At 62.5% G+C, this 26,195-nt stretch carries 26 protein-coding genes, 1 tRNA gene, 1 riboswitch and 1 other annotated feature; of the genes, 14 read left to right on the plus strand and 13 right to left on the minus strand.

The features are described 5' to 3' along the window. Nucleotides 1-13: 13 nt before the first annotated feature. Together argF and GVK95_RS02205 are read left to right on the plus strand one after the other, a co-directional pair. Complete coding sequence (gene argF / locus GVK95_RS02200) at nucleotides 14-931, plus strand: ornithine carbamoyltransferase (protein WP_159946222.1); 918 nt, start codon at nucleotides 14-16, stop codon at nucleotides 929-931. 126 nt (nucleotides 932-1,057) lie between these two features. Further along, nucleotides 1,058-2,050 carry an Hsp33 family molecular chaperone gene (locus GVK95_RS02205; protein ID WP_159946223.1) on the plus strand — a complete coding sequence of 331 codons (993 nt, stop codon included), beginning with the start codon at nucleotides 1,058-1,060 and terminating at the stop codon, nucleotides 2,048-2,050. A gap of 119 nt (nucleotides 2,051-2,169) precedes the next feature. Here the strand turns inward: GVK95_RS02205 and GVK95_RS02210 are convergent, their stop codons facing one another. Continuing rightward, nucleotides 2,170-3,087, minus strand: coding sequence for an alpha/beta hydrolase (locus GVK95_RS02210; protein WP_159946224.1), 918 nt, complete (start codon nucleotides 3,085-3,087; stop codon nucleotides 2,170-2,172). Between the two features lie 239 nt (nucleotides 3,088-3,326). Further along, nucleotides 3,327-4,103, minus strand: coding sequence for an SDR family oxidoreductase (locus GVK95_RS02215; protein WP_159946225.1), 777 nt, complete (start codon nucleotides 4,101-4,103; stop codon nucleotides 3,327-3,329). 123 nt (nucleotides 4,104-4,226) lie between these two features. Between GVK95_RS02215 and GVK95_RS02220 the strand changes: the two genes are divergently transcribed. Both GVK95_RS02220 and GVK95_RS02225 read left to right on the plus strand, forming a co-directional pair. After that, nucleotides 4,227-5,126 carry a LysR family transcriptional regulator gene (locus tag GVK95_RS02220; RefSeq protein ID WP_159946226.1) on the plus strand — a complete coding sequence of 300 codons (900 nt, stop codon included), beginning with the start codon at nucleotides 4,227-4,229 and terminating at the stop codon, nucleotides 5,124-5,126. A 143-nt stretch (nucleotides 5,127-5,269) separates the two neighbouring features. Further along, nucleotides 5,270-5,325: a sequence feature (sul1 is cis-regulatory element that is thought to sense ions involved in sulfur or methionine metabolism; They are found in Alphaproteobacteria), on the plus strand. A gap of 65 nt (nucleotides 5,326-5,390) precedes the next feature. Beyond that, nucleotides 5,391-6,860 carry a SulP family inorganic anion transporter gene (locus tag GVK95_RS02225; RefSeq protein WP_159946227.1) on the plus strand — a complete coding sequence of 490 codons (1,470 nt, stop codon included), beginning with the start codon at nucleotides 5,391-5,393 and terminating at the stop codon, nucleotides 6,858-6,860. Nucleotides 6,861-6,906: 46 nt separating this feature from the next. Here GVK95_RS02225 and apaG read toward each other — a convergent pair whose 3' ends face one another. After that, a complete protein-coding gene (gene apaG, locus GVK95_RS02230) occupies nucleotides 6,907-7,299 on the minus strand; it encodes a Co2+/Mg2+ efflux protein ApaG (RefSeq protein WP_159947438.1) in 393 nt (130 codons plus the stop codon). A gap of 194 nt (nucleotides 7,300-7,493) precedes the next feature. Next, nucleotides 7,494-8,672, minus strand: coding sequence for an O-succinylhomoserine sulfhydrylase (locus tag GVK95_RS02235; RefSeq protein WP_159946228.1), 1,179 nt, complete (start codon nucleotides 8,670-8,672; stop codon nucleotides 7,494-7,496). Nucleotides 8,673-8,720: 48 nt separating this feature from the next. Beyond that, a riboswitch (SAM riboswitch) is annotated at nucleotides 8,721-8,799 on the minus strand. A gap of 72 nt (nucleotides 8,800-8,871) precedes the next feature. On the opposite strand from GVK95_RS02235, the gene GVK95_RS02240 reads away from it, so the two are divergent. From GVK95_RS02240 to GVK95_RS02250, 3 genes are all read left to right on the plus strand, one after another. Next, complete coding sequence (locus GVK95_RS02240) at nucleotides 8,872-9,969, plus strand: 2'-deoxycytidine 5'-triphosphate deaminase (RefSeq protein WP_159946229.1); 1,098 nt, start codon at nucleotides 8,872-8,874, stop codon at nucleotides 9,967-9,969. Nucleotides 9,970-10,036: 67 nt separating this feature from the next. Next, nucleotides 10,037-10,110 (plus strand) — tRNA-Gly (locus GVK95_RS02245). A 122-nt stretch (nucleotides 10,111-10,232) separates the two neighbouring features. Continuing rightward, nucleotides 10,233-11,804 (plus strand): VOC family protein, encoded by a 1,572-nt coding sequence (locus GVK95_RS02250; RefSeq protein ID WP_159946230.1) that lies wholly within the window; start codon nucleotides 10,233-10,235, stop codon nucleotides 11,802-11,804. 53 nt (nucleotides 11,805-11,857) lie between these two features. On the opposite strand, the gene GVK95_RS02255 is transcribed toward GVK95_RS02250, so the two are convergent. Next, nucleotides 11,858-13,705 carry a glycosyltransferase gene (locus tag GVK95_RS02255; RefSeq protein WP_244618625.1) on the minus strand — a complete coding sequence of 616 codons (1,848 nt, stop codon included), beginning with the start codon at nucleotides 13,703-13,705 and terminating at the stop codon, nucleotides 11,858-11,860. Nucleotides 13,706-13,963: 258 nt separating this feature from the next. On the opposite strand from GVK95_RS02255, the gene GVK95_RS02260 reads away from it, so the two are divergent. After that, entirely contained in the window at nucleotides 13,964-14,800 is an 837-nt protein-coding gene (locus GVK95_RS02260) for a transporter substrate-binding domain-containing protein (protein WP_244618656.1), read from the plus strand. A 26-nt stretch (nucleotides 14,801-14,826) separates the two neighbouring features. On the opposite strand, the gene GVK95_RS02265 is transcribed toward GVK95_RS02260, so the two are convergent. The 5 genes from GVK95_RS02265 to GVK95_RS02285 all read right to left on the minus strand — a co-directional run bounded on the left by GVK95_RS02265 (nucleotide 14,827) and on the right by GVK95_RS02285 (nucleotide 18,125). Next, nucleotides 14,827-15,240 (minus strand): tellurite resistance TerB family protein, encoded by a 414-nt coding sequence (locus GVK95_RS02265; RefSeq protein ID WP_159946232.1) that lies wholly within the window; start codon nucleotides 15,238-15,240, stop codon nucleotides 14,827-14,829. 110 nt (nucleotides 15,241-15,350) lie between these two features. Continuing rightward, entirely contained in the window at nucleotides 15,351-16,046 is a 696-nt protein-coding gene (locus GVK95_RS02270; protein WP_159946233.1) for a hypothetical protein, read from the minus strand. 12 nt (nucleotides 16,047-16,058) lie between these two features. Further along, nucleotides 16,059-16,724, minus strand: coding sequence for a helix-turn-helix transcriptional regulator (locus tag GVK95_RS02275; RefSeq protein WP_159946234.1), 666 nt, complete (start codon nucleotides 16,722-16,724; stop codon nucleotides 16,059-16,061). 129 nt (nucleotides 16,725-16,853) lie between these two features. Next, nucleotides 16,854-17,501 (minus strand): response regulator transcription factor, encoded by a 648-nt coding sequence (locus tag GVK95_RS02280; protein ID WP_159946235.1) that lies wholly within the window; start codon nucleotides 17,499-17,501, stop codon nucleotides 16,854-16,856. Nucleotides 17,502-17,696: 195 nt separating this feature from the next. Beyond that, nucleotides 17,697-18,125 (minus strand): hypothetical protein, encoded by a 429-nt coding sequence (locus tag GVK95_RS02285; RefSeq protein WP_159946236.1) that lies wholly within the window; start codon nucleotides 18,123-18,125, stop codon nucleotides 17,697-17,699. A gap of 113 nt (nucleotides 18,126-18,238) precedes the next feature. On the opposite strand from GVK95_RS02285, the gene GVK95_RS02290 reads away from it, so the two are divergent. Beyond that, entirely contained in the window at nucleotides 18,239-18,610 is a 372-nt protein-coding gene (locus GVK95_RS02290) for a DUF952 domain-containing protein (RefSeq protein ID WP_159946237.1), read from the plus strand. After that, nucleotides 18,610-19,698: a quinone-dependent dihydroorotate dehydrogenase gene (locus tag GVK95_RS02295; protein ID WP_159946238.1), complete on the plus strand. Its 1,089-nt coding sequence runs from the start codon at nucleotides 18,610-18,612 to the stop codon at nucleotides 19,696-19,698. Before GVK95_RS02290 ends, GVK95_RS02295 begins: the two co-directional genes overlap by 1 nt. On the opposite strand, the gene GVK95_RS02300 is transcribed toward GVK95_RS02295, so the two are convergent. The 3 genes from GVK95_RS02300 to GVK95_RS02310 are packed head-to-tail and all read right to left on the minus strand — an operon-like array spanning nucleotide 19,674 to nucleotide 21,850. Continuing rightward, on the minus strand, nucleotides 19,674-21,035 hold the full coding sequence (locus GVK95_RS02300) for an MATE family efflux transporter (RefSeq protein ID WP_159946239.1): 1,362 nt from the start codon (nucleotides 21,033-21,035) through the stop codon (nucleotides 19,674-19,676). The genes GVK95_RS02295 and GVK95_RS02300 overlap by 25 nt on opposite strands. 43 nt (nucleotides 21,036-21,078) lie before the next feature. Continuing rightward, nucleotides 21,079-21,582, minus strand: a complete 504-nt coding sequence (locus GVK95_RS02305) for a CAP domain-containing protein (protein ID WP_159946240.1) — start codon at nucleotides 21,580-21,582, stop codon at nucleotides 21,079-21,081. A gap of 1 nt (nucleotide 21,583) precedes the next feature. Beyond that, nucleotides 21,584-21,850 (minus strand): DUF6460 domain-containing protein, encoded by a 267-nt coding sequence (locus tag GVK95_RS02310; RefSeq protein ID WP_113143176.1) that lies wholly within the window; start codon nucleotides 21,848-21,850, stop codon nucleotides 21,584-21,586. Between the two features lie 160 nt (nucleotides 21,851-22,010). Between GVK95_RS02310 and GVK95_RS02315 the strand changes: the two genes are divergently transcribed. The 4 genes from GVK95_RS02315 to GVK95_RS02330 all read left to right on the plus strand — a co-directional run bounded on the left by GVK95_RS02315 (nucleotide 22,011) and on the right by GVK95_RS02330 (nucleotide 26,169). Beyond that, nucleotides 22,011-22,952: a methyltransferase domain-containing protein gene (locus GVK95_RS02315; protein ID WP_159946241.1), complete on the plus strand. Its 942-nt coding sequence runs from the start codon at nucleotides 22,011-22,013 to the stop codon at nucleotides 22,950-22,952. Nucleotides 22,953-23,070: 118 nt separating this feature from the next. Beyond that, nucleotides 23,071-23,709, plus strand: a complete 639-nt coding sequence (locus tag GVK95_RS02320) for a YitT family protein (protein ID WP_007607848.1) — start codon at nucleotides 23,071-23,073, stop codon at nucleotides 23,707-23,709. A 242-nt stretch (nucleotides 23,710-23,951) separates the two neighbouring features. Continuing rightward, entirely contained in the window at nucleotides 23,952-25,592 is a 1,641-nt protein-coding gene (locus GVK95_RS02325) for a GMC family oxidoreductase N-terminal domain-containing protein (protein ID WP_159946242.1), read from the plus strand. A gap of 52 nt (nucleotides 25,593-25,644) precedes the next feature. Further along, nucleotides 25,645-26,169 carry a gluconokinase gene (locus GVK95_RS02330; protein WP_159946243.1) on the plus strand — a complete coding sequence of 175 codons (525 nt, stop codon included), beginning with the start codon at nucleotides 25,645-25,647 and terminating at the stop codon, nucleotides 26,167-26,169. The last annotated feature ends 26 nt before the right edge of the window (nucleotides 26,170-26,195 follow it).

Below are 26,195 nucleotides of genomic sequence, written 5' to 3' on the forward strand. Positions count from 1 at the left end.
CAGGTAGACATTTATGGCATCTCCGAAGCACTTCCTCGATCTCTCCGCCGTCTCCTCCATGGATCTTCGCTCCATGATGGACGATGCGCGCAGCCGCAAGCAGGCGACCAAGGCCGGCACGGCTGACAAGCCGCTGGCCGGCAAGATGCTGGCGATGATCTTCGAGAAGCCGTCCACCCGCACCCGCGTTTCCTTCGATGTCGGCATGCGCCAGCTCGGCGGTGAGACGCTGTTCCTGTCGGGTACCGAAATGCAGCTCGGCCGTGCCGAGACCATCGGCGACACCGCCAAGGTCCTCTCGCGTTATGTCGATGCGATCATGATCCGCACCACCGACCATTCCCGCCTGCTGGAAATGGCCGAACATGCCACAGTCCCGGTGATCAACGCCCTGACGGATCTGACGCATCCCTGCCAGATCATGGCCGATATCCTGACCATCGAGGAACATCGCGGCCCGATCGCCGGCAAGACGCTCGCCTGGACCGGCGACGGCAACAATGTGCTGCATTCGCTCGTCGAAGGTGCGGCCCGTTTCGGCTACAAGATGAACATGGCCGTGCCGCTCGGCTCCGAGCCGGATGACAAGATCCTCAACTGGGCTCGCAACAATGGCGGCGAGATCATGCTGTGCCATGATGCCGATCGCGCCGTCGAAGGTGTTGATGCGGTCATCACGGACACCTGGATCTCGATGAACCAGGAACACAAGGCGCGCGGCCACAATGTCTTCCAGCCCTTCCAGGTCAATGCGGCGCTGATGAAGAAGGCCAATAGCGAGGCCCTGTTCCTTCATTGCCTTCCCGCGCATCGCGGCGAGGAAGTGACGGACGAGGTCATCGATGGTCCACAGTCGGTCGTCTTCGACGAAGCGGAAAACCGCCTGCATGCGCAAAAGTCCATTCTCGCTTGGTGCCTCGGCGCCATCTGAAGGCCAGGAATGCGGGGCCTTGCCGCCCCGCTTGACCTTTGACGGCGGCGATACCATCTGAGCGCTTTCTCATGGGGCTGCTTTTGCGGCTCTGCTTTTCGCGCCGCCGGCGCACGGAGTACATTCATGTCGAACAAACAAGCCGAACTCGGCGAATTCGGTTTCGCCGGTGATGATCGTGTTGTGCCCTTCCAGGTGGAAGGCCTCGACGTGCGCGGTCGCGCCGTTCAGGTTGGCCCGCTGGTCAACACCATCCTCGATCGCCATTCCTATCCGCAACCCGTCGCCCGCCTGCTGGCGGAAGCGATCGTGCTGACGGTGTTGATCGGCACCTCGCTGAAATTCGACGGCAAATTCACTGTCCAGACCAAGGGCGATGGCCCGGTCGATCTGCTGGTTGCCGATTTCTCGACGCCGGAAAGCGTCCGCGCCTATGCCCGCTTCAACGAGGAAGCGCTGGCCGAGGCGGTGGCGGAGGGTCGGACCTCGCCGGAACAGCTGCTCGGCAATGGCGTGCTCGCCTTGACCATCGACCAGGGCGCCTTCATGCAGCCATATCAGGGTATCGTGCCGCTCGACGGCTCGTCGCTCGAGGATATCGCCGGCGTCTATTTCCGCCAGTCGGAACAGATCCCGACTCGCGTGCGCCTCGGTGCCGCCGAACTCTTCGACCGCGACGAGAACGGCAAGCCGCGCCGCACCTGGCGGGCAGGCGGCCTGATCGCCCAGTTCCTGCCGGAGGCGCCCGACCGCATGCGCCTGCCGGATCTGCATGGGGGCGATGGCGACGAACGCGATTTCGAGGTCTCGCATGACGACGCCTGGGAAGAAGCGCGCATGCTGGTCGATACGATCGACGCTGATGAACTCACCGACCCGCAGGTCGGCATCGAGCGTCTGCTGTTTCGCCTGTTCCACGAGCGCGGCGTTCGCGCCTACGCCCCGCAGGCCGTCTACGACCGCTGCAGCTGCTCGCGCGACAAGATCAAGGGCGTGCTTCAGGGTTTCTCGGCCGAGGAGATCGAGTCCAGCACCGAGGACGGCAAGATCACCGTCACCTGCGAGTTCTGTTCGAGCAGCTATCATTACGAGCCGACGGAAGTCGTCGCCGCGTTGTGACCGGCCACTGAAATGACAAAAGGCCGGGCTGATCCGGCCTTTTGCGCGACTGTGATCCGCAGATAGCCGGGGTCGGCTTGTGCTTGACCCCGGTGTCCAGAACGACGATGGGCCAGCGATCAGTGCCCGGTCTCTAGAAATGAACGCACCATGGTGATCGTGGCAGAGGGGTTTTCCTCCATGATCCAGTGGCCCGAATCCGGGATGACGCCTTCGGCCACATTGATTGCCGCCGACCGCATGACGGTCGCCATCATCGGGCCGAATGACTTCTCGCCGCCGATGGCCAGAACCGGCATTGTAAGCTTGCCCTTCGCTGCGAGAATAGCCTTGTTGTCGATCGCATCCTGGTCGAAGGCAGCAAACTGGGCGAAGCCGGAATGCATGGCGCCCGGCAATGCATAGAGCTTGGCGTAGTGCTCACGGGATTCTTCGGTAAAGCGGTCCGGCGTTGCAGAGAACTCGTTCCAGAAACGGTCGAGATAGATACGCTCGCGCCCGGCAACCAACCGCTCCATGTCCGGACCGCCGAACCGGAAATGCCATAGCAGCGGGTTCTTCAGCACCTCTTCCCAAGGGCCAACGCCCGGGACAGGCGCGTCAATCAGGACGAAACGGGTCACGCGGTCCGGATGCTGGGCGGCAAACGCAAATCCGACCATGTTGCCGATGTCATGCGTGACCAGATCGGCATGCGCGATCTTGAGAGCATCCAGCACGCCCGCAACGTCTTCGGCCTGGGTGATCTTGTCGAAGCCTCCCTCGGGTTTCGACGAAAGGCCGAGCCCGCGCAGGTCCGGCACCACCACCGTATGGTCACGCGCAAGATCGGCGGCCATCGGAGCCCACATGTCGCCAGTTTCGCCGTAGCCATGCAGCAAGACCACGGCCGGGCCACTGCCGCCAACCCGGACGTGGATCGTGGCGCCGTTCGTCGTCATCTCCTGGGTCTTGAACGAAGCCGGGAAGTCCGGCATCTCGGCTAATGAAGGCGTTGCAGACAGTATGGCTGCAAGAGCGGCAATCAATTTCAGCATGGCACTTCTCCTGTTTGTTGGGAGGGCGGTCGTTTGGCCGTCGCTTTCTTCCCCTGGCAATTTTGATATAACACTGGCTCTGCGTTCGGATTAGGCGCCCGCAGGCGGAGCTGCATTCCGGAAATACCGAACAATCCTCGTCGGACAGCCGCCTGTCGTTCCTGACAAGGTCTGACCGGCGCCGGGCCGTATGACTGCGCGAATGGGGCGATGGGTTCGATCGTCGCCCATCAGGTGGCTCAGGTGCGTGTAATCGATGCACCGCCGTCGACGAGCGAAGCCGTGCCGGTCACAAAGCTTGAATCGTCCGATGCGAGATAAAGAACGGAACGGGCCAGTTCGTCAGGCGTGGCAACCCGCTTCAATGCATGCAATCCGGTGATGAAGGCCTGCTTTTCAGCCGTATCATTCATGTCGCGATACATGTCCGTATCAACGGCGCCGGGAAGGATCGAATTGACCCGCACGTTCTTCGGGCCGTATTCGGCGGCCAGCGCCTGGGTCAGGCCGATCAGGCCGGACTTGCTGGCAGCGTAAGCGGCAACGCCGGGGAATGCAAAGCTGTAGCCGACGAATGTTGAGGTGAAGATGATCGACCCGCCACCATTTGCCTCCATGGCGCCGACCTGATGCTTGGCGGCAAGGAAGGAAGCCGTGAGGTTGATCGCCAGTGTGTCGGAAAATCCGGTTTCCGACACGCCGGTGCTCGGTCCGGCTTCGCCCAGCGTGCCGGCGTTGTTGAAGGCGATGTCCAGCTTGCCGAAGCGCGTAATGGCCGTCTCGACCAGCAGTTTGTGATAGTCTTCCGAGCGCACGTCGCCGGCAAGTGCGATCGCCGTGCCGCCGGCTGCTTCTATTTCTGCAACCAGGCTGTCGAGTTCGGCTTGCCTTCGCGCGCCGACAACGAGTTTGGCACCTTCAGCGGCGAAGAGGCGGGCTGTGGCGCGCCCGATGCCAGCACTTGCGCCTGTGATGATAGCAACCTTGTCGCTCAGACGGAATGTGTCGTGGGTCATGTCTTGTCTCCTTGGTGTGGAGGGCGGCTCCCTGTCGCCCGTTCCGATGAGGAGAAGATGGCATTTCCGCATCGTTCGGATTAGTCTCCAGCTGTTGGAACTGGAATCCGGAAATACCGAACAATGATCAAGACGGAATGCATCCTGGCCTTTGTCGCCATCGTCGAGGAAGGCTCGATCAGCGAAGCCGCAAGACGGCTGCGCCTGTCGAAATCGGTGGTCAGCGACAGGCTCGCCGAACTGGAAAAGACCTTGGGTGGCGTGCTTCTGCACCGCACGACGCGCAAGCTCTCCCTGACCGAGGACGGCGCGTCATTTCTGGAGCGCGCCCGTCGTATCAGTCGCGAGATTGAGGAGGCCGCCGCCGACATGTCGGAGCGACGGGGCACGCTCGCCGGCCCGGTGCGCATCGCCGCACCCGTCACCTTCGGTCGTATGCATCTTGGCCCCGCGCTCTATCCGTTCCTCGCCCGGCATCCGGAACTCGAATTGACGCTCGATATCGACGATCGCCGCGTTGATGCTTTCTCGGCCGGATATGATGCGATCATCCGCCATGGCCCGATCATGGATTCACGCCTCGTCGCCTGGAAGCTCGCGCCCAGCCGTCGCATGCTATGTGCATCCTCGGCCTATCTCGAAACCCACGGCACGCCGAAAACCCTGCGCGATCTGGAAGGTCACAGGGGCCTGTTCTACACCAATCGCGGCGTCGCCGACTGGCGCTTCCAGACCGAGGCCGGCATCGAGATCGTCCGCGCCACCCTGGCGCTGGGCATGAACAACGGTGACATGCTGCGCGACGCCGCCATCGCCGGGCTCGGCATTGCCATGCTCCCGCCCTTCATCGCCGGTCCTGCCATCAGGGACGGCCTGCTGCAGGAGATCGACATCGACCACAGGCCGGAACCGGAATTCATCTATCTCGCCTATCCGCAGGGCAAGAAGCCTTCCGCCAAGGTCACCGCGATCGTCAACCATCTCAGGCAGGCCTTCGGCAGTCCGCCTTATTGGGAAAGGTGACAAAGCTTGCATGCCGCGATGCCGATATCTGTATTGTTTACCATCGCCGCAAGCCATGTCTGAACCCAACCGAGCCCACGCGGGGGGGCGAGCACGGCCAATCTTGCCATTCAGCCGTCTCCACGGTACAAGCCTTGCATTCGCAAGGACCCGGTGAAACTCCGGGTGGCTCTTCTGGCCGCCAATCCGCCAGACAACACAGCAACGCAACCCTCTCCCTTGGTCCGATATCTCTCGGCCAGTTGCCTTTACCTGTGGAATCCCATGTCAAACCTGTCTTCCTACCGCCGCGAGTGGTCCGCCAATCCCATGCGCGAAATGCTCGCCGGCGCTGTCGCCACCTTCGCCCTGATCCCCGAGGTCATTGCCTTTTCCTTCGTCGCCGGCGTCGATCCGCAAGTCGGCCTGTTTGCCTCCTTCGTCATCGGCATCGTCATCGCCTTTACCGGCGGCCGTCCTGCGATGATTTCGGCCGCTGCCGGCTCGGTCGCGCTCGTCGTCGCGCCGCTTGTGCATGCGCATGGACTGCAATACCTGCTGGCCGCCGGACTGCTCGCCGGTCTCTTCCAGATTCTCTTCGGCCTATTACGGCTTGGCGTCCTGATGCGCTTCGTGTCGAAATCGGTGCGCACCGGCTTCGTCAACGCGCTCGCCATCCTGATCTTTGCGGCGCAACTGCCGCATATTATCCACGGCGACTGGATCGCCTATGCCGTGCTGGCGGCAGGCCTTGCCATCATCTACCTCGTGCCGCGCATCACGACGGCCATTCCCTCGCCACTGATCTGCATTCTCGTGCTGACTGCGGCGGCCGTGACCTTCGATCTGCCGGTGATGACCATCGCCGATCTTGGCAAGCTACCGGATTCGCTCCCGGTCTTCGGCTGGCCGTCGGTGCCGCTCACCCTGGAAACGCTGTCGATCATCGCCGGCCCGGCACTCGCCATCGCCATGGTCGGCCTTCTGGAATCGATGATGACGGCGAGCGTAGTCGACGATCTCACCGACACGCCAAGCTCGAAAAACCGCGAATGCACCGGTCTCGGTATTGCCAATACCGCCGCCAGCCTGTTCGGCGGTATCGCCGGCTGTGGCATGATCGGTCAGACGGTCAGCAATGTGAAATACGGTGGTCGCGGTCGCCTGTCGACGCTGTTTGCCGGTGCTTTTTTGCTGGTTCTGATGGTGCTGCTGAAGCCCTGGGTATCGCAAGTGCCGGTGGCGGCATTGGTTGCCATCATGGTCATGGTTTCGATCGATACGTTCGACTGGTCGTCGCTGCGTGCCGTCGTCATCCATCCGAAGATGTCCAGCGCTGTCATGGTTGCGACCGTCGTCGTCACGGTGTTCACGGCGAACCTGGCACTTGGTGTCTTCGTCGGCGTGCTCTTGAGCGGCGTCTTCTTCACCTTCAAGGTCGCGCGCCTGCTCAAGGTCGAAGAGCAAGCCGATACCGCGGCCAACCGGTTGACCTACCGCGTCTCCGGTCAGATCTTCTTCGCATCCGCCGATGTCTTCATCGACGCGTTCGATATTGAGGATGCCAACGGCATGACCGCCGTCATCGACCTGTCGGACGCGCATTTCTGGGACATCACGGCCGTTGCCGCCCTCGATCGTGTCGTCCAGCGCTTCAAGGCGCATGGTATTGGCGTGGATGTCGTCGGCCTCAATCAGGCAAGTGCCACCCTGATCGGCAGCCTCGACGGCGGGGAACGTCTGAAGGAAGTGTAATCAGGGCGAGACCGCCGTTGCCGCATATGGCGCGGCGGTCGAGCGCTCAGTTCAGCGTCCGCACCATGCCCGGGCTGTCGAGCGAAAAGGCGGGAATATCGACGTCAAAGGCTTCGCCGTCGTCGGTTTCCATCCGGTAGGTGCCGTGCATCATGCCCGACGGGGTGTCGAGCGGACAACCGGAGGAATATTCATAAGTGTCGCCAGGGCCCAGGCGCGGCTGTTCGCCCACGACTCCTGGACCACTGACTTCGTCCACCTGGCCGTTTTGGTCGGTGATATGCCAGTAGCGATGGGTCAGTCGCACGGACTTTCCGGAGTGATTGGCAATGACGATGCGGTAGCCCCAAACATAACGGCTGTCATCCGGATCGGACTGCTCCTCCAGATAATAAGGCTCGACGCTGACTTCGATATCCCGTGTCAGGGCGCGATACATGCCTGAACCTTCTGAATGCTTCATTTCCAACATCAAATTAGTCTGCCCGGCGTGGAGAGCAAGGTGTCGCTGTCCGGTTCGAAAACATCAATCCATGGCATATTAGCGCATTTCGCCCCGTCAAGGGCAAGTGTCCGGCCGCACGCACAGGTACGGCCGAACTTTTTTTGGCTTGCCGGCGGAACGCCTCGGTCTCAGAGCGCCTTCAGGGCCTGCGCAAAATCCTCGAGCAGATCGGTGGTATCCTCGATGCCGCAGGAGAGCCGCACCGTTCCGCCCGACATGCCGAGTTCCGCGCGGGCCTCATCGGTCAGGTTCTTATGCGTCGTTGTTGCCGGATGGGTGATCAGGCTCTTGGCGTCGCCGAGATTGTTGGAGATCTTCACGATATCCAGCGCGTTCTGCAGCTTGAACGCCGCATCCTTGCCGCCCTTCATCTCGAAGCACACCAGCGTCGAGCCGCCGGTCATCTGCTTGGCGACGAGGTCGGCCTGCGGATGGTCGGCGCGTCCCGGATAGATCACCTTGGCAACCGTGCCCTGTTCCGCGAGGAAATCGGCGATCGCCGCGGCATTCGCCGTTTGTTGCTTGACGCGCAGCGGCAGTGTCTCGATGCCCTTCAGAAGCGTCCAGGCATTGAACGGCGACATCGCCGGGCCTGTGTGGCGGAAATAGTCCTGCAGGTTCTCGGTGATCCATTCCTTATCGGACAGAACCACGCCACCGAGGCAGCGTCCCTGGCCGTCGATATGCTTGGTCGCCGAATAGACGACGATATGCGCGCCGAGTTCGAGCGGCTTCTGGAACAGCGGCGTGGCAAACACATTATCGACGATCAGCTTGGCGCCGATCTGGTTGGCCAGCTTGGCGACGCCGGCAATGTCGACCACTTCCAGCGTCGGATTGGTCGGGCTTTCGAGGAACATCACCTTGGTATTGGGGCGGATGGCCGCTTCCCAATTGGCCAGATCGCGGCCGTCGACCAGCGTGAACTCGACGCCGTAGCGCGGCGCCAGCGTTTCGATGATGTAGCGGCAGGAGCCGAACAGGGCGCGCGCGGCAACGATATGGTCGCCGGCCTTGACCTGGCAGAGAATGGCCGCGGAAACGGCCGCCATGCCCGATGCCGTGGCGCGCGCATCTTCGGCGCCTTCCAGCATGCACATGCGCTTCTCGAACATGTCATTGGTCGGGCTGCCGTAGCGGGCATAGATGAAACCTTCGGTCTCGCCCTTGAAGCGGGCTTCGGCCGCTTCCGAGCTGTCGTAGACGAAACCCTGGGTGAGATAGATCGCCTCGGAGGTTTCGCCATACTGCGAGCGCAGTGTGCCGCCATGGACGAGTTGGGTTGCCGGACGCCAGTTCTTGCTCATGTCAGTGCCTTTTCAAACACAAAAAAACCGGTCGCGAAGACGGACCGGTTTACAAGTAACCCGGTCTATTTAGCCATTTGTTTAACGTGGCTGCAAGCCGACCGGCCAAATCACCACGGGATAAGCTTGCCATACGCCGAAGCTGGACTTGCGTCAATTCCTCGGGTTTGGTTTTGTCGGCCCAAACAGGATAGAGAAAATGAGCAGTAAACCCGGGATATTGTCGGATCGCGCCATCGGCACGCTGTTTGGCACCGAGCGGCTGAAAAGCGAGGTCATGCTCGATCACGACCAGATCCAGCCGGCAAGCCTGGACCTGCGTCTCGGCGGCAAGGCGATCCGTGTCCGCGCCAGCTTCATGCCGGGCCGCGGCCATACCGTTGCCGACAAGCTTGAGCGCTTGACCCTGCACGAGATCGATCTGGAGAACGGTGCCGTGCTCGAGACCGGCTGCGTCTATATCGTGCCGCTGATGGAAAGCCTCGATCTGCCGGCCGAGATCTCGGCCTCGGCCAATCCGAAGAGTTCGACCGGCCGCCTCGATATCTTCACCCGCGTCATGGTCGATTATGCCCAGGAATTCGACAAGGTGCCGGCCGGCTACAAGGGCCCGCTCTATCTCGAAATCTCGCCGCGCACCTTCCCGATCATCGTCCGTCGCGGCTCGCGCCTATCGCAGATCCGTTTTCGCGTCGGTCATGCCCTGCTCGGCGAAAGCGAACTGCTCGACTTGCACAGAGCCGATACGCTGGTTGCCAGCGACATGCCGAATGTCTCGGGCGGCGGCATCGCCTTGTCGATCGACCTCAAGGGCTCCGGCCCGCAGGGCCTGATCGGCTATCGTGGCAAGCACCATACCTCGGTCATCGATGTCGATCTGAAAGGCGCCCATGAGGTCCTCGATTTCTGGGAACCGCTCTACAGCCGCGGCGCCGACGAACTGATCCTCGATCCGGACGAATTCTATATCCTCGTCTCCAACGAAGCGGTCCATGTGCCGCCGCTCTATGCGGCCGAGATGACGCCTTACGATCCCTTGGTCGGCGAGTTCCGCGTCCACTATGCCGGCTTCTTCGATCCGGGCTTCGGCCACGCCCCCGCTGGCGGCTCCGGCAGCCGTGCCGTGCTTGAAGTGCGCAGTCACGAGGTGCCCTTCATCCTCGAGCACGGCCAGGTCATCGGTCGCCTCGTCTATGAGCACATGCAGGAGCGCCCCGAAGGCCTCTATGGCACCGGCCTCGGTTCCAACTACCAGGCCCAGGGTCTGAAGCTGTCGAAACACTTCCGCCTGCCATAAGTGAGCACCGTTTCTGCGAGGCCGGCGCTTGACAGCGCCGGTGAACTGTTGGATTCCTCCCCCTGTCGCGGGTGTAGCTCAATGGTAGAGCAGCAGCTTCCCAAGCTGAATACGAGGGTTCGATTCCCTTCACCCGCTCCAGCTTCCCCCTTCTTGCTCCTGTTTCTGATCGACACTGTGTCACCCTTTGACCACGGCATCAGTGCGTTCCACTGTCTTCGTTTTGCTGTATGCAACGTCCTGTAGACAAGAACGGAGAACGCATGACCAGCGGCCTGCACCACATCACCGCCATCACCCGCAAGATCCAGGCGAATGTCGATTTTTATCTCGGCTTTCTGGGGCTTCGGCTAGTCAAGCGCACCGGCGGTTTCGAGGATGCGGCCCAGCTTCATCTGTTTTATGGCGATGCGACCGCCAGTGCCGGTTCGCTGGTGTCTTTCCTCGCCTGGGAGGACGGGGCACCGGGACGGGTCGGCCATGGGGCGCCCAGCGAGATTTCCTTTGCCATTGAAGCGTCGGCCATCGGCTTCTGGCTGACACGCGCGCTGCAGTTCGGCATCAAGGCATCTGGCCCGTCGCTTGAATTCGGCGAACCGGTGCTGCGTCTGACGGATCCCGACGGCATCATTGTCAAGCTGGTCGGTGTCAGCGGCCTGATCCTCGGCAAACCTTGGCTTGCTCCCGGAATTTCCCCCGGTATTGCGGCGGAGGATGCCATCATCGGCCTGCGCGGTGCGACACTGTTGTCCGAGCAGCCGGCAGAAACCGCAGGTTTTCTGGTTCGCCACGGAGATTTTGCCGAAAGCGGCAGCGAAGGTGCCGTGACGCGGCTTGTCTCCGGCTCAGGCCAGATCATCGATATCCGCAATGCCACCGGCTTCTGGCCGGCTATACCCGGCACGGGCATGATCGACCATATCGCGCTGCGTTTGACCGATCAGGCCCATGTCGATCGGCAGGCTGGCCGCTTGCTCGTCGAAGGTCACAGCGACATCAATGTGCATGACCGCAAGTATTTCTATTCGCTCTATGCGCGCGAACCGGCTGGCAGCCTGATCGAACTGGCCAGCGACGGTCCCGGTTTCGACATTGATGAGCCGATGGACGCCCTTGGCCAGCGGCTGTTCATTCCCGAACATTTCAAGCTGGACAATGACGACATCACGCCGATGCTGCCGCAATTCGGCCTGCCTGGCGAGCCGCGCATCATCTATCGCGATCTGCCCTTTGTTCACCGTCTGCACGAGCCGGAGACGGCTGACGGATCGACCCTCATCCTCCTGCATGGCACCGGTGGCAACGAGGCGGACCTCCTTCCTTTCGCCCGTAAGCTCAATCCGGATGCGCTTCTGATCGGTCTGCGCGGCCGCTCCACGGAGGAAGGCGTCGCCCGCTTCTTCCGGCGTTTCTCCGAGTTGAGTTTCGACCAGAAGGATATCCGCTCGGAAGCCGAAGCCTTGTCCGCCTTCGTCGACGACGCCGTGCCCGCCTATGATCTCGACAGGCAGGACCTGACCTTCATCGGCTATTCGAACGGCGCCAATATGCTGGCCGCCGCCATGCTGCTCCATTCGGGTATTGCCACCACGGCCGTGCTTCTGCGCCCCATGCGGGTGCTCGAGGAAACGCCGGACGTGCAGCTTTCCGGCAGTCGTGTGCTGATCGTCTCCGGAGATGGTGATCCCTACGGCGACCATGCGCTGGCGCTCGCAGAGCAGTTGCGCTCGGTCGGCGCCAGTGTAACCCATCGTGTCATCCCGGCAGGCCACACCATCGTGGCCGGCGACATCGACGTCGCCCGGGAGTGGCTGGCGAATGACGCGCAGGCGTGAAACGTATCTGGGACAGTGCAACCCATTGCGGGGCCGGTGGATGCGCCATCCGGTCAGGCCGCAAATATCGCGCCCTGTGCGTCGATCCTGGTGTTTGGTGCCGAGGCATGCGACGGCAGATGCGGCGTCTTGCTCCAGTAGAACGGCCGCAGTCGAAGCTCGATCACCGCCTTCCAGGCTGCGATCGAAATCGCCATCCAGTAGACAGGGATAAACAGCCAGCAGCGGCCAAGACTGCTTTTTTCACGCGGGCTCATCGGCATCGAGCCGGAGACATAGAACACGGCATAACTGCCGAGAATATTGACCATGTCGATCGCCAGCATGACCTTGGTAAAGACAGAGCTGTCGCTTGCCGGTGATTGCAGCATCGATAGGACAGACAGGCTGATGAAGCTCAGAAGCGCCGGGTGGCTGAGTGCCGAGATCAGCATGCCGCCAATCAGCAGCTGGAAGACGAAGAAGGGCAGCGGTCGCATCTCCCGCATCGTTCGGCCCGGATTGCGCATCAGCACCAGCCAGGTCTGGAGCCAGCCCTTGTACCAGCGCGTCCGCTGCCCGAGCCAGACCGGAAACCGCGTCGGCGCGTCCTCAAGCGTCGGCAGGGACAGCGTTGCCACCTCGTAGCCCATGCGATTGAGCCGCATGCCGAGATCGGCATCCTCGGTAACGTTGAACGGATCCCATCCGCCGCAGCCGGTGAGGGTCGCAGTGCGGAAATGATTGGAGGTGCCGCCCAGCGGCAGCGGCATGCGATAGAAGCCGAGCGCCGGCAAGAGACGTCGAAACAGCGCCGCATATTCCAGCGCAAAGATCGCACTCAGCCAGCTTTCGCCGCCATTGGCGATCACCAGCGGCGACTGCAGGCAGGCGAGCTTGTCCGAACTCAGGCGGAAGCGGTGATAGGCTTCCCGCAACTGCTGCGGATGCGGCCTGTCCTCGGCATCATAGATGGTGACGAACTCGCCGCGTACACCTGCCAGCGCATAGGTCAGTGCCTTGGGCTTGGTGCGCGGCTGCATTGCGGGTACTTCCACCACTTCGAAATGCGGTCCCGGACGAACCTTTGCGATTGCGGCCAGCGTCTCCAGGTCGTCCGCCTCGCAGACGAGCTTGATGTCGAGCCGGCTGCGCGGCCAGTCGATCTCGTCCAGTGCCGCGATCAGCTGCGGCACCACCGCTGCCTCGCGGTAGATCGCCACCATCACGCTATAGATCGGCAGGGCCATGTCGGCGCTTTCCAGCAATGCCTCATGCTCTGGCCCATGGCGACGGGTATGTGCCAGAACAGCCAGCCGCAACATCAATGCACCGAGATAGAAAAGCGACAGGACCAGATGCAGGATGCTCATCAGAAGCTGCGGCGCCAGCGCAAGCATCATCAGCAGCCCGCTGATGAACAGCCCGGCGGAAAACCCCTGGTCGCCGGTCACAACCGTGCGCGCCGAAAGCGGCTGTGTATCCTGGAACAGCCCGTGCACGGCGACCCGGCCACGTCGCTCTCCGCCTGCCTTCCACACTGCCCGTCGGATCGCGGACGGAGTGGTGATCACGATCGCCTCGCCAAGGCAGGCGCTGCGTTTCACTCGCGATGCCAGGCCTTCGATATGGGTAATTTTCGGCACAAGCGCGATCACCGGTGTCCGGCCGTTGCAATGCAGCCGCACCAGGGTCGGTTCCTTCAACTGGCTGTCCAGCGCCGGACCGTCATTGATCATTCCGTCGGGAATCTCCGCGATAAACGGCAGTCCAGCCATGCGTGCCAGTCCGCCGTAATAGGCCTCTTCGTCGATGGAGCCTGACGCAAGCAGTTCGGTTTCGATGCTGGTTCCCGTCACCGCCGCGCACTGCGCCATGCGGGCGATCAGCGGCTTGGAGATGCCGAGTGTCTTCAGCAGCATGGCCTCATGGCGAAACCTGGCAAAATGCCGCGCCCGCGCCGCGCTGACTGCGCCTCGCTCTGAACGGCCCGTGTCTGGCAATCGGCGCGCGACAAGCCGCGCGAACCCATATTCCCTCGTCCACATGAACCTGATACACGTCACCACCCCAGATGACGCCCCCAATGACCCCGGTATGTGATGATACGGATACGCGCAGAAGTTACATCCCTAGATTTACGTGGGTTGTGTTCATGGCTGTCTCGATTTTTGCTGCTTTTGCTGGTGACACTTGCAGCGGCTGCCCAGGCGCAAGGCCCGGCCGCACAGGCTCCAAGCGAAGCGACGGGCGATCTGCCGGTGCTCTTCGATGCCCGCGAGCGACTGGCGCGGCCGGACGTCAACGACATCCTGCGCCTCCGCTTCCTCACCACGACGGATTTTCCGCCCTTCAATTTCACCGATCAGACAGGCCGTTTGGCCGGCTTCCACATCGATCTTGCCCGCGCATTATGCGCCGAACTCGGCCTGGAGGCGAAATGCCAGATTCAGGCGCTTCCCTATGCGCAGTTGCAGGAGGCGCTTGAGGCTGGGCAAGGTGATGCGGTTCTGGCCGGTGTTGCGGTCACGGCAGCCCTGCGCCAGCGTTTCGTCTTCAGCCGGCCCTACATGCTCCTGCCGGCGCGGTTTATCCGTCATCGCGATACACAACTGCTACGCCAGGATTCTGCTGCCCTGTTCGGCCGTCCTGTCGGCGTGCTGACTGGTACGGCGCATGAGGCGATGCTGAAATCCTTCTTTCCCGACATCAAGCCGGTGGCTTTCGAAACCCGCGAGGCGCTGCTTTCAGCGGTGAAGGATCGCAAGGTCGATGCCGCCTTTGCCGATGCCCTGCAGCTGTCCTTCTGGACACAAAGCCCGGCCGCCGGCAATTGCTGCATGCTGTTTGACGGCCCTTACATGTCGGAAAGGTTTCTCGGCGAGGGCATGACCATCATGCTCGGCCCGCAGGGCGGCACGCTGGCTGCAGCCCTCGACAGCGCGCTTGCGGCGCTGTCGCGCGATGGCCGGCTGGAAGAGATCTATCTGCGCTATTTCCCCTCCGGCCTTTATTGAGCGAGGCCGGCTGACATCAGGCGAAATCAGGCCTGGCGGTATCGCGCCGCCGCACTCCGCTCGATTGCCGCACACACCAGCTTGTCGAGCTTCAATCGGCTGCGCAACAATTCCAGCAGCCGCAATTCCTCGGAACGGATCGCAAGATCTACTGCCGCAATCTCGACGGCAAGCGCATAGGCGGTCTCGTACAAACGCTCCGGCAAGGCGTCGCGAACGGTCTCCAGTGCGACATCCAGGCCTTCTGCGCCATTGAGGATTTCGGCACAGCGCTGTGAAACCACGATCAGCCGATCTTTGTCGAAATCGCCAAAGACCGGCAGGATGTCGATCAACTGGCCGATCCGGCGCAGCTCCTTTTCCGCCATGGCATTGTCGACGGCCGAAGCCATCACCATGACGAAAATAAGCGCTTCTTCGGTGGAGACGTGGTTTTGCATGAAATCAGGTCCTGATTGTTTCGGCCGAGAGTAGGCACTGCGTTGGTCGCTTTCAAGGCCGGCACCTGTGTTGCGCCTGGATTGCGGGTCTGCCGGTCTGTGGGCTGACTTTAGCGGATAGCGTCGCCGAACAGTCCGATTCCATCTGTCCGCGCCTTTTCGGTCAGCATTGCCAGCGCCGAGCCAGCGCGCGCCTCTGCCCAGCCATGCTGGGCAAGCCAGGTCGAGACATCCAGCGTGCCGACCCAGCAGCGTGTCTCGATCTCGCCCACCCAATGTTGCTCGCTTGTTTCACAGGCGAGCGACCGGTTGCGCAGCAAAAGTCTTTGCTGCGTGCGCGCCATCATGCCGCACGGCCATTCGCCGGCATCCGCCGCCGGACAATTGCGCTCGAGCGCGGTCGCCTCGATATCGACGAGCCGTATGCGCTGATCGTCCCCGAAAGCCACGATCCCCGCCTGCAGTGAGATCGGCCGCGGCAGAAGAACCACATCCGGCTTGGCCGCCACACGGTTCTCGCTGAACGGTTCGCGGGGCGCCACGCGTTCGAGGTTTTCGGCATTGGCAACGGCCGGCGAAGCAAACACCTCCGGCGCAATCGGCCTGACGCTGCGCCCCTCGATCTGCGGCTCGACGATGGTCTCGGCTTCCGGCAGCTCCAGTTCCGAGGGATCCGGCACATCCATGTCTTCGAGATCGTATTCGACCGGCTCATCACGCAGGGAATGGCCGGCGGAAGCAACCAGAAAGCTCCACAGCAGAAGTCCGGCCATTCCGATGGCGATAGTGATGCCGTTCCGTCGCATAGGTGCGTTTTCCTACTGGCTGGCCCAGATGATCCGCGCCACCCATTCGACATCGCCCATGTCGATACTGCGTGGCGGGTGTTCCGGGTTGAGCGATTGCAAGTCGATGCTTTTGGCGCTTTGCCGCGCCATGATCTTGGCCATGACCTCGCCCTCGCGGGTCTTCACCACCACGCGGTCGCCACGGCGCACCTGTGCGCCCGGTTCGACGATCAGGATGTCGCCGTCCCGGTAGAGCGGCTTCATGCTGTCGCCCTGCACCTCGAGCGCATAGACGCCGGCGCCGCGCCCGGGCGGCGAGGGGAATTCCACCAGGTCCCAGCCCTGTCCTGCCGGAAAGCCGCCATCGTCGAAAAATCCGCCCGCGCCGGCCTGCGCCATGCCGAGCAACGGTATGGAGCTGGCCTGGGCCGGAAAGGAGCCTTGCGGAATCTGGTAACGACCGGCGTCTGGCGAGACATAGCTCATGAACTGGTCGAGGCTCGCGCCGGTCGCGTCCAGCACCTTGGAAATCGATTCCGTCGATGGCCAGCGCATCCGGCCGTCGGCAGCCACACGTTTGGATTTGTTGAACGAGGTCGGGTCCAGGCCCGCCTTGCGTGCAAGCCCTGATGGCGTCAGCGAATGCCGCTCGGCAAGGCGGTCAATCGCGGCCCATATGCTGTCGTGCGAAAGCATGATCGCGCCTGCTCCAGGACCGGATAGGCGGCACACAGCCTGCCCCGGCCAATTCGGCTGGAACAATAAGGCAGAGCGTCATCGTAGTAAAGCAAAAAGGAATAAAATCCTTGCACTGAAAGCCGCCCGTCAGGCGACCATGGCCATGTTGATCTTGCCGAGCTGAATCACGGCCTGGGTCCGGCTGTCGACCTTGAGCTTCAGCAGGATGGCCGAGACATGCGCCTTGATGGTTGCTTCCGATACGCCGAGTTCATAGGCGATCTGCTTGTTCAGCAGCCCTTCGCCGAGCATGCCGAGCACGCGGCTCTGCTGCGGCGTCAGCGTCCTCAGCCGGCTGATCAGGTCGGCCACGTCCGGATCGGTCTCCTGTCCGCCCTGATAGCTCTTCGGCGTCCAGATATCGCCTTCCAGCACACACTGGATCGCCGCCCGGATATCGTCGATGCCGGAGGATTTGGAAATGAAGCCGGATGCGCCCAGTTCCAGCGCCCGGCGAATGGTCACCGGGTCGTCGCTGGCCGAGACGATCACCAGCGGCAGGCTAGCAAATTCGGCGCGCATCGCCATCAGGCCGGAAAAGCCGCTGACGCCCGGCATGGCGAGATCGAGCAGCATCAGGTCGGCATCGGGATGGGCCGTTGCCGCCGCCCGCGCCGCTTCGAAATCGCCGGCCTCGATGATCGTCTGGGTACCGTCGATGCCGGTCACGGCCTGGCGCAGTGCGCCGCGAAACAATGGATGGTCGTCAGCAATGATGAAAGTGGATGCAGCCATGTCAAAGCCCCCTCCCAAGAGCTGTGTCAGCTATGGCGCAATGCGCCTGTCTTCTTTTAGCGCTTGCTGCGCCACTAGACAATGACAATAGACAAGTCCGCTCGACAAGCACGATCATCAACGCCAATCGACGGAGCCCATTCGACATGACATCGCCGCCATGGCGCGGCGTGCTTGCCTCAGTTCTTGCTCGCCTCAGGTCTTGCTCGGCGGTGTCTGCTCCTCTTCCTGCCTGAACTCCTGCACCAGTCCGAAGAAGGCCCGCATGAAGCGCTCCATGATCCCGATCGAGCGGTCGATTTCGGCATCGCTCGGCAACTCGCCCTTGGCCGCCGCCGCAGGCATGCCGGACGCCAGCTGTTTTTCCAAAAGGTCGACGCGTTTTTCCAGCCGCGCCAGATCCTCGTCATAGGCTGCCCGTTCATCCGCCGCCATGCGGCAGGTCAGGCTGCCATCGACCTCCTTGCACAGCGTCACAGTCCCCGTCTGCCGGTCAAGACGGACAAAGCCGGTTTCGGATTTTTCCAGGCTGTAGCGATCGGCCGATGCATCCTGGGCGACTGCCGGCAGGCTCGACAGCGCCAGCACTGTGGCAACAAGGCTCGTGGACAGCATTCCCACCATTTCTTTATTCCTCCTCTTGTCGTGCAATTGGCCACAGGCGTGGACAAGGACGCCGCTTTGCGGCAAACCGCTGCCAAAGATCGCGTCGGAACACAAGAACGTCAGGAGCGACCATGGATCGGATCATATACAAGATCGTCCCGCAGGAATTATGGCAGGCGGCGCGTCCCGGCGGCCAGTTCACGGGAGCGGCAATCGATCTCGCCGATGGTTATATCCATTTCTCCACTGCCGCCCAGGCGGTTGAGACCGCAAGGCTGCATTTCACCGGACAGTCGGGCCTCTTGCTGGTTGCGGTTGAAACGGCAGCGCTGGGAGACGCCCTGAAATGGGAGCCGTCGCGCAATGGTGCACTCTTCCCCCATCTTTACGCCGCTTTGCCGTTCGATGCTGTCGTCTGGGAAAAGCCGCTACCGCTTGGACCGGACGGCGCCCATCTTTTTCCCGACGCCTTCAAGAACGCTTCTTCCAGGGATACCCAGTAATGCTCGATTTCGCCTCTCTCGCCCGCCGTGGCCTCTTCCTCTTCGACGCCGAAACCGCCCATGGCATGTCGATTGCCGCGCTGAAATCCGGCCTCCTGCCGTCCTGCCGCATCCATCCCGATCCACGCCTCGCCCAGACGGTCGCCGGCCTCTCCTTCGCCAATCCGCTCGGCATGGCCGCCGGCTATGACAAGAATGCCGAAGTGCCTGATGCGCTTCTGTCGCTCGGCTTCGGTTTCGCCGAAATCGGCACGCTGACCCCTAAGCCGCAGGCAGGCAATCCCAAGCCGCGCATCTTCCGGCTGGTGGACGACATGGCGGTGATCAACCGCCTCGGCTTCAACAATGAGGGTCATGATGCCGCCTATGCGCGTCTGTCTGCCCGTTCCGGCAAACCCGGTCTTGTCGGCGTCAACATCGGCGCCAACAAGGATGCAGAAGACCGGATCGCCGACTATGTCGCCGGTATCCGCCGCTTCTATCCGGTCGCCAGCTATTTCACCGCTAACATTTCGTCGCCCAACACGCCGGGCCTGCGCGACCTGCAAGCGCGCGAGAGCCTGGCGGCCCTGTTGTCGGCCGTGCTCGCCGCGCGCCAGGAGGAGGCGCTGCGCGCCGGCCGCCGCATCCCGGTCTTCCTCAAGATCGCCCCCGATCTGACGGAAGAGGGCATGGACGACATCGCCGAAGTGGCGCTCGCCCATGATCTCGACGGCCTGATCGTCTCCAACACCACGCTCGCCCGCGACGGCCTCTCTGATCCGGTCGTCGCCAAGGAAGCGGGCGGCCTGTCCGGCAAGCCCCTGTTCGACAGGTCCACCGCGGTGCTTGCCCGCATGCGCAAGCGTGTCGGCAAGGATCTGGCGATTATCGGCGTTGGCGGTGTGTCGTCAGCGGAAACGGCGCTGGAAAAGATCCGCGCCGGCGCCGATCTCGTCCAGCTCTATTCCTGCATGGTCTATGAAGGCCCCGGCCTGCCGGCCAAGGTCGTCCGTGGTCTGTCGACCCTCATCGACCGCGAAAAGGTCGCCAATATCCGCGAACTGCGCGACAGCCGCCTCGATCACTGGCTCTCGGTGAAGGTCTGATCGATCTTCATCTTCAGCCGTGACAGCAGCAAAAGGCCGCGCAGCGCCAGAAACACGTTGAGCGCGACCCAGAGCCCGTGATTGCCGGCCAACGGTACCAGGATCGCCACCGCCAGCAGGTAGCCTGCGAGCGCCACGATCATCATGTTGCGCATCTCGCTCGACCATGTCGCGCCGATGAAGACGCCGTCCATCTGGAAGGCGAGCGCCCCGGTCAGGGCCGTCAGCGCGGCGTAGGGCAGGTAGGTAGAAGCCATGGCCCGCACGTCTTCGGCCGTGGTGATGAAGCCGATGATCGCCGCGCCGAAGACGAGGAAGAAAGCGAGGCTGGCGAGCGCCAGCCCCAGCGACCAGATCCCGGTCAGCTTGACTGCCTTTTCGAAGCCTGCCCGAGATCTGGCGCCGACCGTCTGGCCGGTGATCTGCTCGGCGGCCGTGGCAATGCCGTCGAGATAGAAGCTGGCGATCATGAAGAAATTCATCAGCACGGCGTTTGCCGCCAGCGTCACCGGCCCGAAGCTCACGCCCACCCGTGTCATCACGGTAAAGGCGGTGATCAGCGAGAAGGTCCGGATCAGGATGTCGCGGTTCAGCTGGAAGAGATGAGCGAGCCTGGCTCTGTCGGTCAGCATCGCCAGCCGGGGCATGGCTGCGCCGCGATAACGCCAGAAGACGAAACAGATTCCTGCGACAGCTGCGACCCCTTCGCCGATCACCGTGCCCCAGGCAACGCCGGCAATGCCCCAGCCGAATGTGATGCCAAGCGTGATCGACATGATGATGTTGACGCCGTTCAGCAGGATCTGCAGCGCCAGCCCCACCGATCCCATGCCGCGCCCCAGCACGAAGCCGAGCAGGGTGAAGTTGGACAGTGTCAGCGGCCCGGCCAGGATGCGGATGGCGATATAGGTGGATGCTGCCAGTGCCACCTCGCCCTCGGCTCCCATCAGTGCCAGACCACCGGCCGCGATCAGCGGCGACAATGCCAGGATGAGCAGCCCGAAGCCGACCGATAGCGCCATCGATCGCCAGAAGACGGCAAAAACCTCGTTGTCGTCCCGGCGGCCCTCTGCCTGTGCGACGAGCGCCGTGGTCGAGGTGCGCAGAAAATTGAGACTGGCAAACAGCAGGTCGAAAAGGGCGGCTGCAATGGCAAGGCCGGCCAGGCTTGCCGCAGTGCCGGTGCGGCCGATCACGGCGGTATCGGTCAGGCCAAGCAGTGGCGTGGTCAGGAAGCCCAGCGTCATCGGCACGGCGATTGCCAGCACCGAACGATGCGTCACCTCTATGATGCGAGAGGGATCTGCGCCCTGATCTCGAACCTTGCTATGGTCCATGTCCTGCCCTCTGTCCTGCCCTTGGCGGCAAGGCGGGAATCGCTCAGGCCGACAGCACCATGGCCCAATACGGCCGGTTTGCGGAAGAGGCATTAAAGGCTACCGCGACGCCCAGCCCGCGATAGGATCCGAGCATATTGTCCAGGTGCCGTCGTGAATCGATCCACGCCTGAACCGCGCGACCGACCGTATCCTGGCCGGTGGCGATGTTTTCCGCTGCCGGAAGCGGCACATCGCTGTCCTTCATCCGCTCCAGGAAGCTGTCGTTGAAGCCGATCAGATGGGTCATCTTGCCGGCGCGCGCCATGCGCTTGGCCTGGACGATGGCCGCCACTTCCGCCTCTTTGGCCCGCACCAGCGGCGAAAGTCCCTTCGCGTTACGCAGATCGTTGACCAGTTTCAGCGCACCCTCGGTCTCGGCCCGCGCCTGGGCGTCGTCCGGGGTCAGCACGTCGGTCGTGCGGCAGCCGGCGATCGAAAGCGCCAGGCCGCTGCCGGCCAAGAGGAGAAGCCGGCGGCGCGGCAGATGCAGGTTTTGTTCGTTCATGTCATTTCCGCGAGGCAAACAGGCGCAGGATGATGAACACCGGAATGACGATGGTCGCGCCGATTAGCAGGTAGTCGCCGACCCGGCCAAGGGCGGCAAAGCCGGTATGCCAGAGGTCGAGGATGAAATACTTCACGCCCTGGATCAGGTCGAGCGGATCGAGCCCGAACACGGCCATGACGAAGCCGACGATCAGCGACACGACGATCAGCTTGACGATCGTGCGGCCTGGCGTATCGCCGAGAAATCTGTTGACGCTATCCGACATAGGGCGCTCCTGTTTGCTCTGATATGGGAGGACTGACCAGCCCTCGCAAGCATTCCTTGAGGCGAAGACCTGCTTCGCATTCCATTTAGCACTTGAGTTTTTTCCGGCCGTCGGTCAAGACCGCGCGCCTTCCACATCCTGAAAGGCCTTGAGGGATACCATGCATCCGACCCAGTTTTCCTCCGGCGACGTTATTGCCGACCGTCGCGCCGACTATGCCCGCATGCTGGCAGAAAGTGGCGATCCTGCGGCCGCCGTCGAATTGATGGAGCAGGCGCTGGAACTGGCCCCCGTCTGGCCGGCCGGGCTGGTGCGCCTTGCCGATTATGCCGAGAAATCCGGCCAGCCGGACAAGGCGATCGCCGCCTTGCGGTCCGTTTTGTCGCTCGACCCCGAGGACATTTTCGGCGCGCAGCTGAAGCTTGCCCTGCTCGGTGCGGAAAAGATGCCCGACACGCCGCCCAGTCGCTATGTCGAGGCGCTGTTCGACGATTATGCCGACCGCTTCGACACGGCCCTGGTCGAGCGGCTGGATTATTCGGTGCCCGGCAAGCTCGCGGCCCTGGTCGCCTCCAGGCCGCGGGCCAAGCCCTTCGCCTGCGCGATCGATCTCGGCTGCGGCACAGGCCTGTTCGGCGCCGAGATCCGTCAGCATGCGACCCGTCTCGAAGGTTTCGACCTGTCCGCCAACATGCTGGCCCGGGCAGAAGAGAAAAATCTCTATGACCTGCTGGCGCGCGCCGATCTCTCTCTCGACCCGGAACCCTCCGGTCTCTTCGCCGGCGGATTGGCCGGTCACCGTGCCGATCTGGTCTCGGCAGCCGATGTGCTGATGTATCTGGGCGATCTCGCCAACGCCTTTTCACTCGCGGCAAACCTGTCGCAACCCGCCGCACTCTTTGCCTTTTCCGTCGAGGACGCAGCCCTGGCCGAAGGCTTCGCGCTTCAGCCGTCGCTGCGTTATGCCCATTCCGAAGTCCATGTGCGCCAGCGTCTCGCGGAAAACGGCTTCGACGTCGTCAAACTCGAGCGCACCACCATTCGCATGGATGGCGGAAAACAGGTCTTCGGCATTCTGTTTCTTGCGGTGAAGAAGCCCTGAACGACGGTTTTCTTGCGATCTTTTCGATAGGTCAGTATTCCTGACCCATCACCCTTGTGAACAGGCGTTTCTCAGGTCATCTTGGCGGTTGGGAGGCCCCTTTTCGCGGAGATGGTTGATGGCGCAGATCACGAGCATGCTGGGTATCTGGAATTCCAATCCGACGCGTCACACCGTGGCCGAAGATCTGCAGGGCCTGATCGCCGGCAGCATGATCGCGGCGCTGGGTCTCTATCTTCTTGCCAAGGTCGGCTTGCTCACCGGCGGCATGGCCGGCCTTGCCTTCGTCCTGCACTACTGGACCGGCATGAGCTTCGGCCTGCTGTTCTTCGTTCTCAATCTGCCCTTCTATATCCTGTCGCTGCGCCGCGTCGGTGTCGATTTCACCGTAAAGACCTTCCTCGCGGTCGGCTTCACCTCGTTCCTCGTCGAAATCGAAAGTCGCTTCCTGGTCATCGAAAGCATCGCTCCGGTCTGGGCCGCGATCCTGGGTGGCCTTCTCCTCGGCTTCGGCCTCCTGGCGCTTTATCGCCACCGCGCCAGCCTCGGCGGTCTCGGCATCCTCGCCATCTATATCCAGGACCGCTTCGGCATCCGCGCCGGCCTTGTCCAGCTTGCCTTCGACCTCTGTGTCATGGCGACAGCCTTTGCCGTGGTCAGCCCGATGGTTGTCGCCTATTCGGTTCTCGGCGCCGTTGTCCTCAACCTTTTCCTCGCCATCAACCACCGCTCGGACCGCTACATCGCGCTGCGGTGACCACCAGGCGCCGATAAGAACGACACTGCATTGGTTGGATCGATATGCAGCGGTGCAGTGGTGCACTGCTCTGTCGCGCATCTGAGCTTGGTCGCGGTCGCCAGAAAAATAGTCAAAACTCTATATGGCCGCTCTTGTGACGCGCGTCACATAAAGCTACGTTTACGTAAATGGAAGTCGGGAGGCGTCCATTGCGGGTGGCATGAGCGAGGCCGCCTTGTCCTCTGGGAGGAGGTGGCTTCATGTTTGACTATGTCATCGTCGGCGGCGGTTCGGCGGGCTCCGTTCTGGCTGCGCGGCTGAGCGAAGATCCGGATATCCGCGTCTGCCTGCTGGAGGCCGGCGGCCTGGGTCGCGATCTGCTGATGCGGGTGCCGTCCGGTGCGGCCGCCATCGTGCCCGGCTATCTGAAAGGCGGCAACTGGGCCTTTTCCACCACGCCGCAGAAGGGTTTGAATGATCGCGTCGGCTATCAGCCGCGCGGGCGCGGACTGGGTGGCTCGAGCCTGATCAATGCCATGCTCTACACCCGCGGCCATCGGGGCGACTATGACGAATGGGCGGCACTTGGTGCAAAGGGCTGGTCCTTTGCCGATGTCCTGCCGTGGTTTCTGAAAGCCGAGGACAATGTCCGGGGCGCTGATCCCTGGCATGGCCGTGGCGGTCCCTTGCAGGTCAGCGACGCCAACTGGGCCCGTCCGATCAACCAGGCCTTCATCAAGGCCGGCGAACAATGCGGCTTTCGACCCAACGAGGATTTCAACGGTCCGCTGCAGGAAGGGCTCGGGCTCTATCAGGCAACGCAATACTGGCGTGGCCCGAAAAAGGGCGAACGCTGCTCGTCTGCCGCCGCCTATCTGCACGATCATCTGGATCGTCCCAACCTGAAGATCATTCGGGGCGTCCGGGCAAGCCGGATCGTCATCGAGCGGGGCAGGGCCGTGGGTGTCGCCTATCGCCGCGGGCGCAGCGAGATCGTGGTCGGCGCCCGGCGAGAGGTGCTGCTGTCGGCCGGGGCCTTGCAATCGCCGCAGTTGCTCATGCTGTCGGGAATCGGCCCCGCCGAGCACCTGCGCGACCACGGCATCGCGGTCGTGCACGACCTCCCGGAGGTCGGTGCCAACCTGCAGGACCACCTGGATTATACCCAGATCTTCAGGTCTGCCGACAAGGACATGATCGGCCTCAGCTTGGCCGGCGCACGTGACATCATCACGGCAGCGTGCGAATGGAACCGCGACGGCACAGGCCATCTGCGCTCCACCTTTGCCGAATCCGGTGGTTTCCTCAAGACGGACCCGACACTGCATCGTCCCGATATCCAGCTGCATTTCGTCGTCGCCATGGTCGATGACCACGCCCGGAAGATGCATTGGGGGCAGGGTTACTCCTGCCATGTCTGCGTGCTCAGGCCGCATTCGCGCGGCACGGTCCGGCTGGCAAGCGCCGATCCTCTCGCGGCACCTGAGATCGATCCGGCCTTCCTCTCCGACCCCCGCGACATGCAGACGCTGAAAGCCGGTGCGCGGCTGATGCGACAGATCATGGAATCTCCGGCGCTGGCCCGCTATCGCGGCCGCGAACTCTATCCGGCAGGCCGTTCCGATGACGAACTCGAGGCGGCCATCCGCGCCCGCGCCGATACCATCTACCATCCGGTCGGCACCTGTCGCATGGGATCGCATGCGACCGCGGTCGTCGATCCCTCGCTCAGGGTCAACGGGGTGGAAGGGCTACGTGTCATCGATGCCTCGATCATGCCACGTCTGATCGGCGGCAACACCAATGCGCCGGTGATCATGATCGCCGAGAAGATTGCCGCAAGCATGCGCGCCGAGCGCAAAAGAGAGATCGAGCCCGCTTCGGGATTGCATTTCGCCTGAGCCTGCCTATCGTCCCGCACGCAAATCGCAGATGAAGCATGCAGGAGGAAAAATGACGGAGAAAACCGGATCGACGCAACTGGCCGTCATCGTCATGGGTGTGAGCGGCTGCGGCAAGTCCTCCGTCGGCGCGCTGCTGGCAGAACGTCTCGGCCTGAGTTTCGCTGAAGGCGATGCACTGCATCCACTGGCAAACGTCGACAAGATGGCCAGGGGCACGCCGTTGACCGACGACGACCGCTGGCCGTGGCTTACCAGGATCGGCCACGATATCGCGGCAGCACGAAGCGAGGGCATCGTCGTGTCATGCTCCGCCCTGAAACAGAGCTACCGCGATCTCCTGCGTCGGGAAGCCGGCGGTCCTCTGCATTTCGTCTATCTCGAAGGCAGTCACGCGCTCTTGCTGTCGCGCATGGGCGCCCGCACAGGCCATTTCATGCCTGTCGCTCTGCTCGACAGCCAGTTGGCGACGCTGGAAGTGCCGACCGGTGAGGCCGGTGTGGTCACCGTCAGCATCGACCAGAGCGTCGAGGGCATCGTCGAGGATGCGGTTCGCGGGCTTACGCCCTCTTTCTGATGAAAGAGGGCGGGTCGCTTTGTAGC

The organism is Rhizobium sp. 18065, from assembly GCF_902706095.1.
GTDB lineage: Bacteria > Pseudomonadota > Alphaproteobacteria > Rhizobiales > Rhizobiaceae > Allorhizobium.

Coding starts and splice junctions, on each gene's coding strand:
- argF (WP_159946222.1), top strand. CDS start 14: ATGGCATCTCCGAAGCACTTCCTCGATCTCTCCGCCGTCTCCTCCATG.
- GVK95_RS02205 (WP_159946223.1), top strand. CDS start 1,058: ATGTCGAACAAACAAGCCGAACTCGGCGAATTCGGTTTCGCCGGTGAT.
- GVK95_RS02210 (WP_159946224.1), bottom strand. CDS start 3,087: ATGCTGAAATTGATTGCCGCTCTTGCAGCCATACTGTCTGCAACGCCT.
- GVK95_RS02215 (WP_159946225.1), bottom strand. CDS start 4,103: ATGACCCACGACACATTCCGTCTGAGCGACAAGGTTGCTATCATCACA.
- GVK95_RS02220 (WP_159946226.1), top strand. CDS start 4,227: ATGATCAAGACGGAATGCATCCTGGCCTTTGTCGCCATCGTCGAGGAA.
- GVK95_RS02225 (WP_159946227.1), top strand. CDS start 5,391: ATGTCAAACCTGTCTTCCTACCGCCGCGAGTGGTCCGCCAATCCCATG.
- apaG (WP_159947438.1), bottom strand. CDS start 7,299: ATGTATCGCGCCCTGACACGGGATATCGAAGTCAGCGTCGAGCCTTAT.
- GVK95_RS02235 (WP_159946228.1), bottom strand. CDS start 8,672: ATGAGCAAGAACTGGCGTCCGGCAACCCAACTCGTCCATGGCGGCACA.
- GVK95_RS02240 (WP_159946229.1), top strand. CDS start 8,872: ATGAGCAGTAAACCCGGGATATTGTCGGATCGCGCCATCGGCACGCTG.
- GVK95_RS02250 (WP_159946230.1), top strand. CDS start 10,233: ATGACCAGCGGCCTGCACCACATCACCGCCATCACCCGCAAGATCCAG.
- GVK95_RS02255 (WP_244618625.1), bottom strand. CDS start 13,705: ATGCTGCTGAAGACACTCGGCATCTCCAAGCCGCTGATCGCCCGCATG.
- GVK95_RS02265 (WP_159946232.1), bottom strand. CDS start 15,240: ATGCAAAACCACGTCTCCACCGAAGAAGCGCTTATTTTCGTCATGGTG.
- GVK95_RS02270 (WP_159946233.1), bottom strand. CDS start 16,046: ATGCGACGGAACGGCATCACTATCGCCATCGGAATGGCCGGACTTCTG.
- GVK95_RS02275 (WP_159946234.1), bottom strand. CDS start 16,724: ATGCTTTCGCACGACAGCATATGGGCCGCGATTGACCGCCTTGCCGAG.
- GVK95_RS02280 (WP_159946235.1), bottom strand. CDS start 17,501: ATGGCTGCATCCACTTTCATCATTGCTGACGACCATCCATTGTTTCGC.
- GVK95_RS02285 (WP_159946236.1), bottom strand. CDS start 18,125: ATGGTGGGAATGCTGTCCACGAGCCTTGTTGCCACAGTGCTGGCGCTG.
- GVK95_RS02290 (WP_159946237.1), top strand. CDS start 18,239: ATGGATCGGATCATATACAAGATCGTCCCGCAGGAATTATGGCAGGCG.
- GVK95_RS02295 (WP_159946238.1), top strand. CDS start 18,610: ATGCTCGATTTCGCCTCTCTCGCCCGCCGTGGCCTCTTCCTCTTCGAC.
- GVK95_RS02300 (WP_159946239.1), bottom strand. CDS start 21,035: ATGGACCATAGCAAGGTTCGAGATCAGGGCGCAGATCCCTCTCGCATC.
- GVK95_RS02305 (WP_159946240.1), bottom strand. CDS start 21,582: ATGAACGAACAAAACCTGCATCTGCCGCGCCGCCGGCTTCTCCTCTTG.
- GVK95_RS02310 (WP_113143176.1), bottom strand. CDS start 21,850: ATGTCGGATAGCGTCAACAGATTTCTCGGCGATACGCCAGGCCGCACG.
- GVK95_RS02315 (WP_159946241.1), top strand. CDS start 22,011: ATGCATCCGACCCAGTTTTCCTCCGGCGACGTTATTGCCGACCGTCGC.
- GVK95_RS02320 (WP_007607848.1), top strand. CDS start 23,071: ATGGCGCAGATCACGAGCATGCTGGGTATCTGGAATTCCAATCCGACG.
- GVK95_RS02325 (WP_159946242.1), top strand. CDS start 23,952: ATGTTTGACTATGTCATCGTCGGCGGCGGTTCGGCGGGCTCCGTTCTG.
- GVK95_RS02330 (WP_159946243.1), top strand. CDS start 25,645: ATGACGGAGAAAACCGGATCGACGCAACTGGCCGTCATCGTCATGGGT.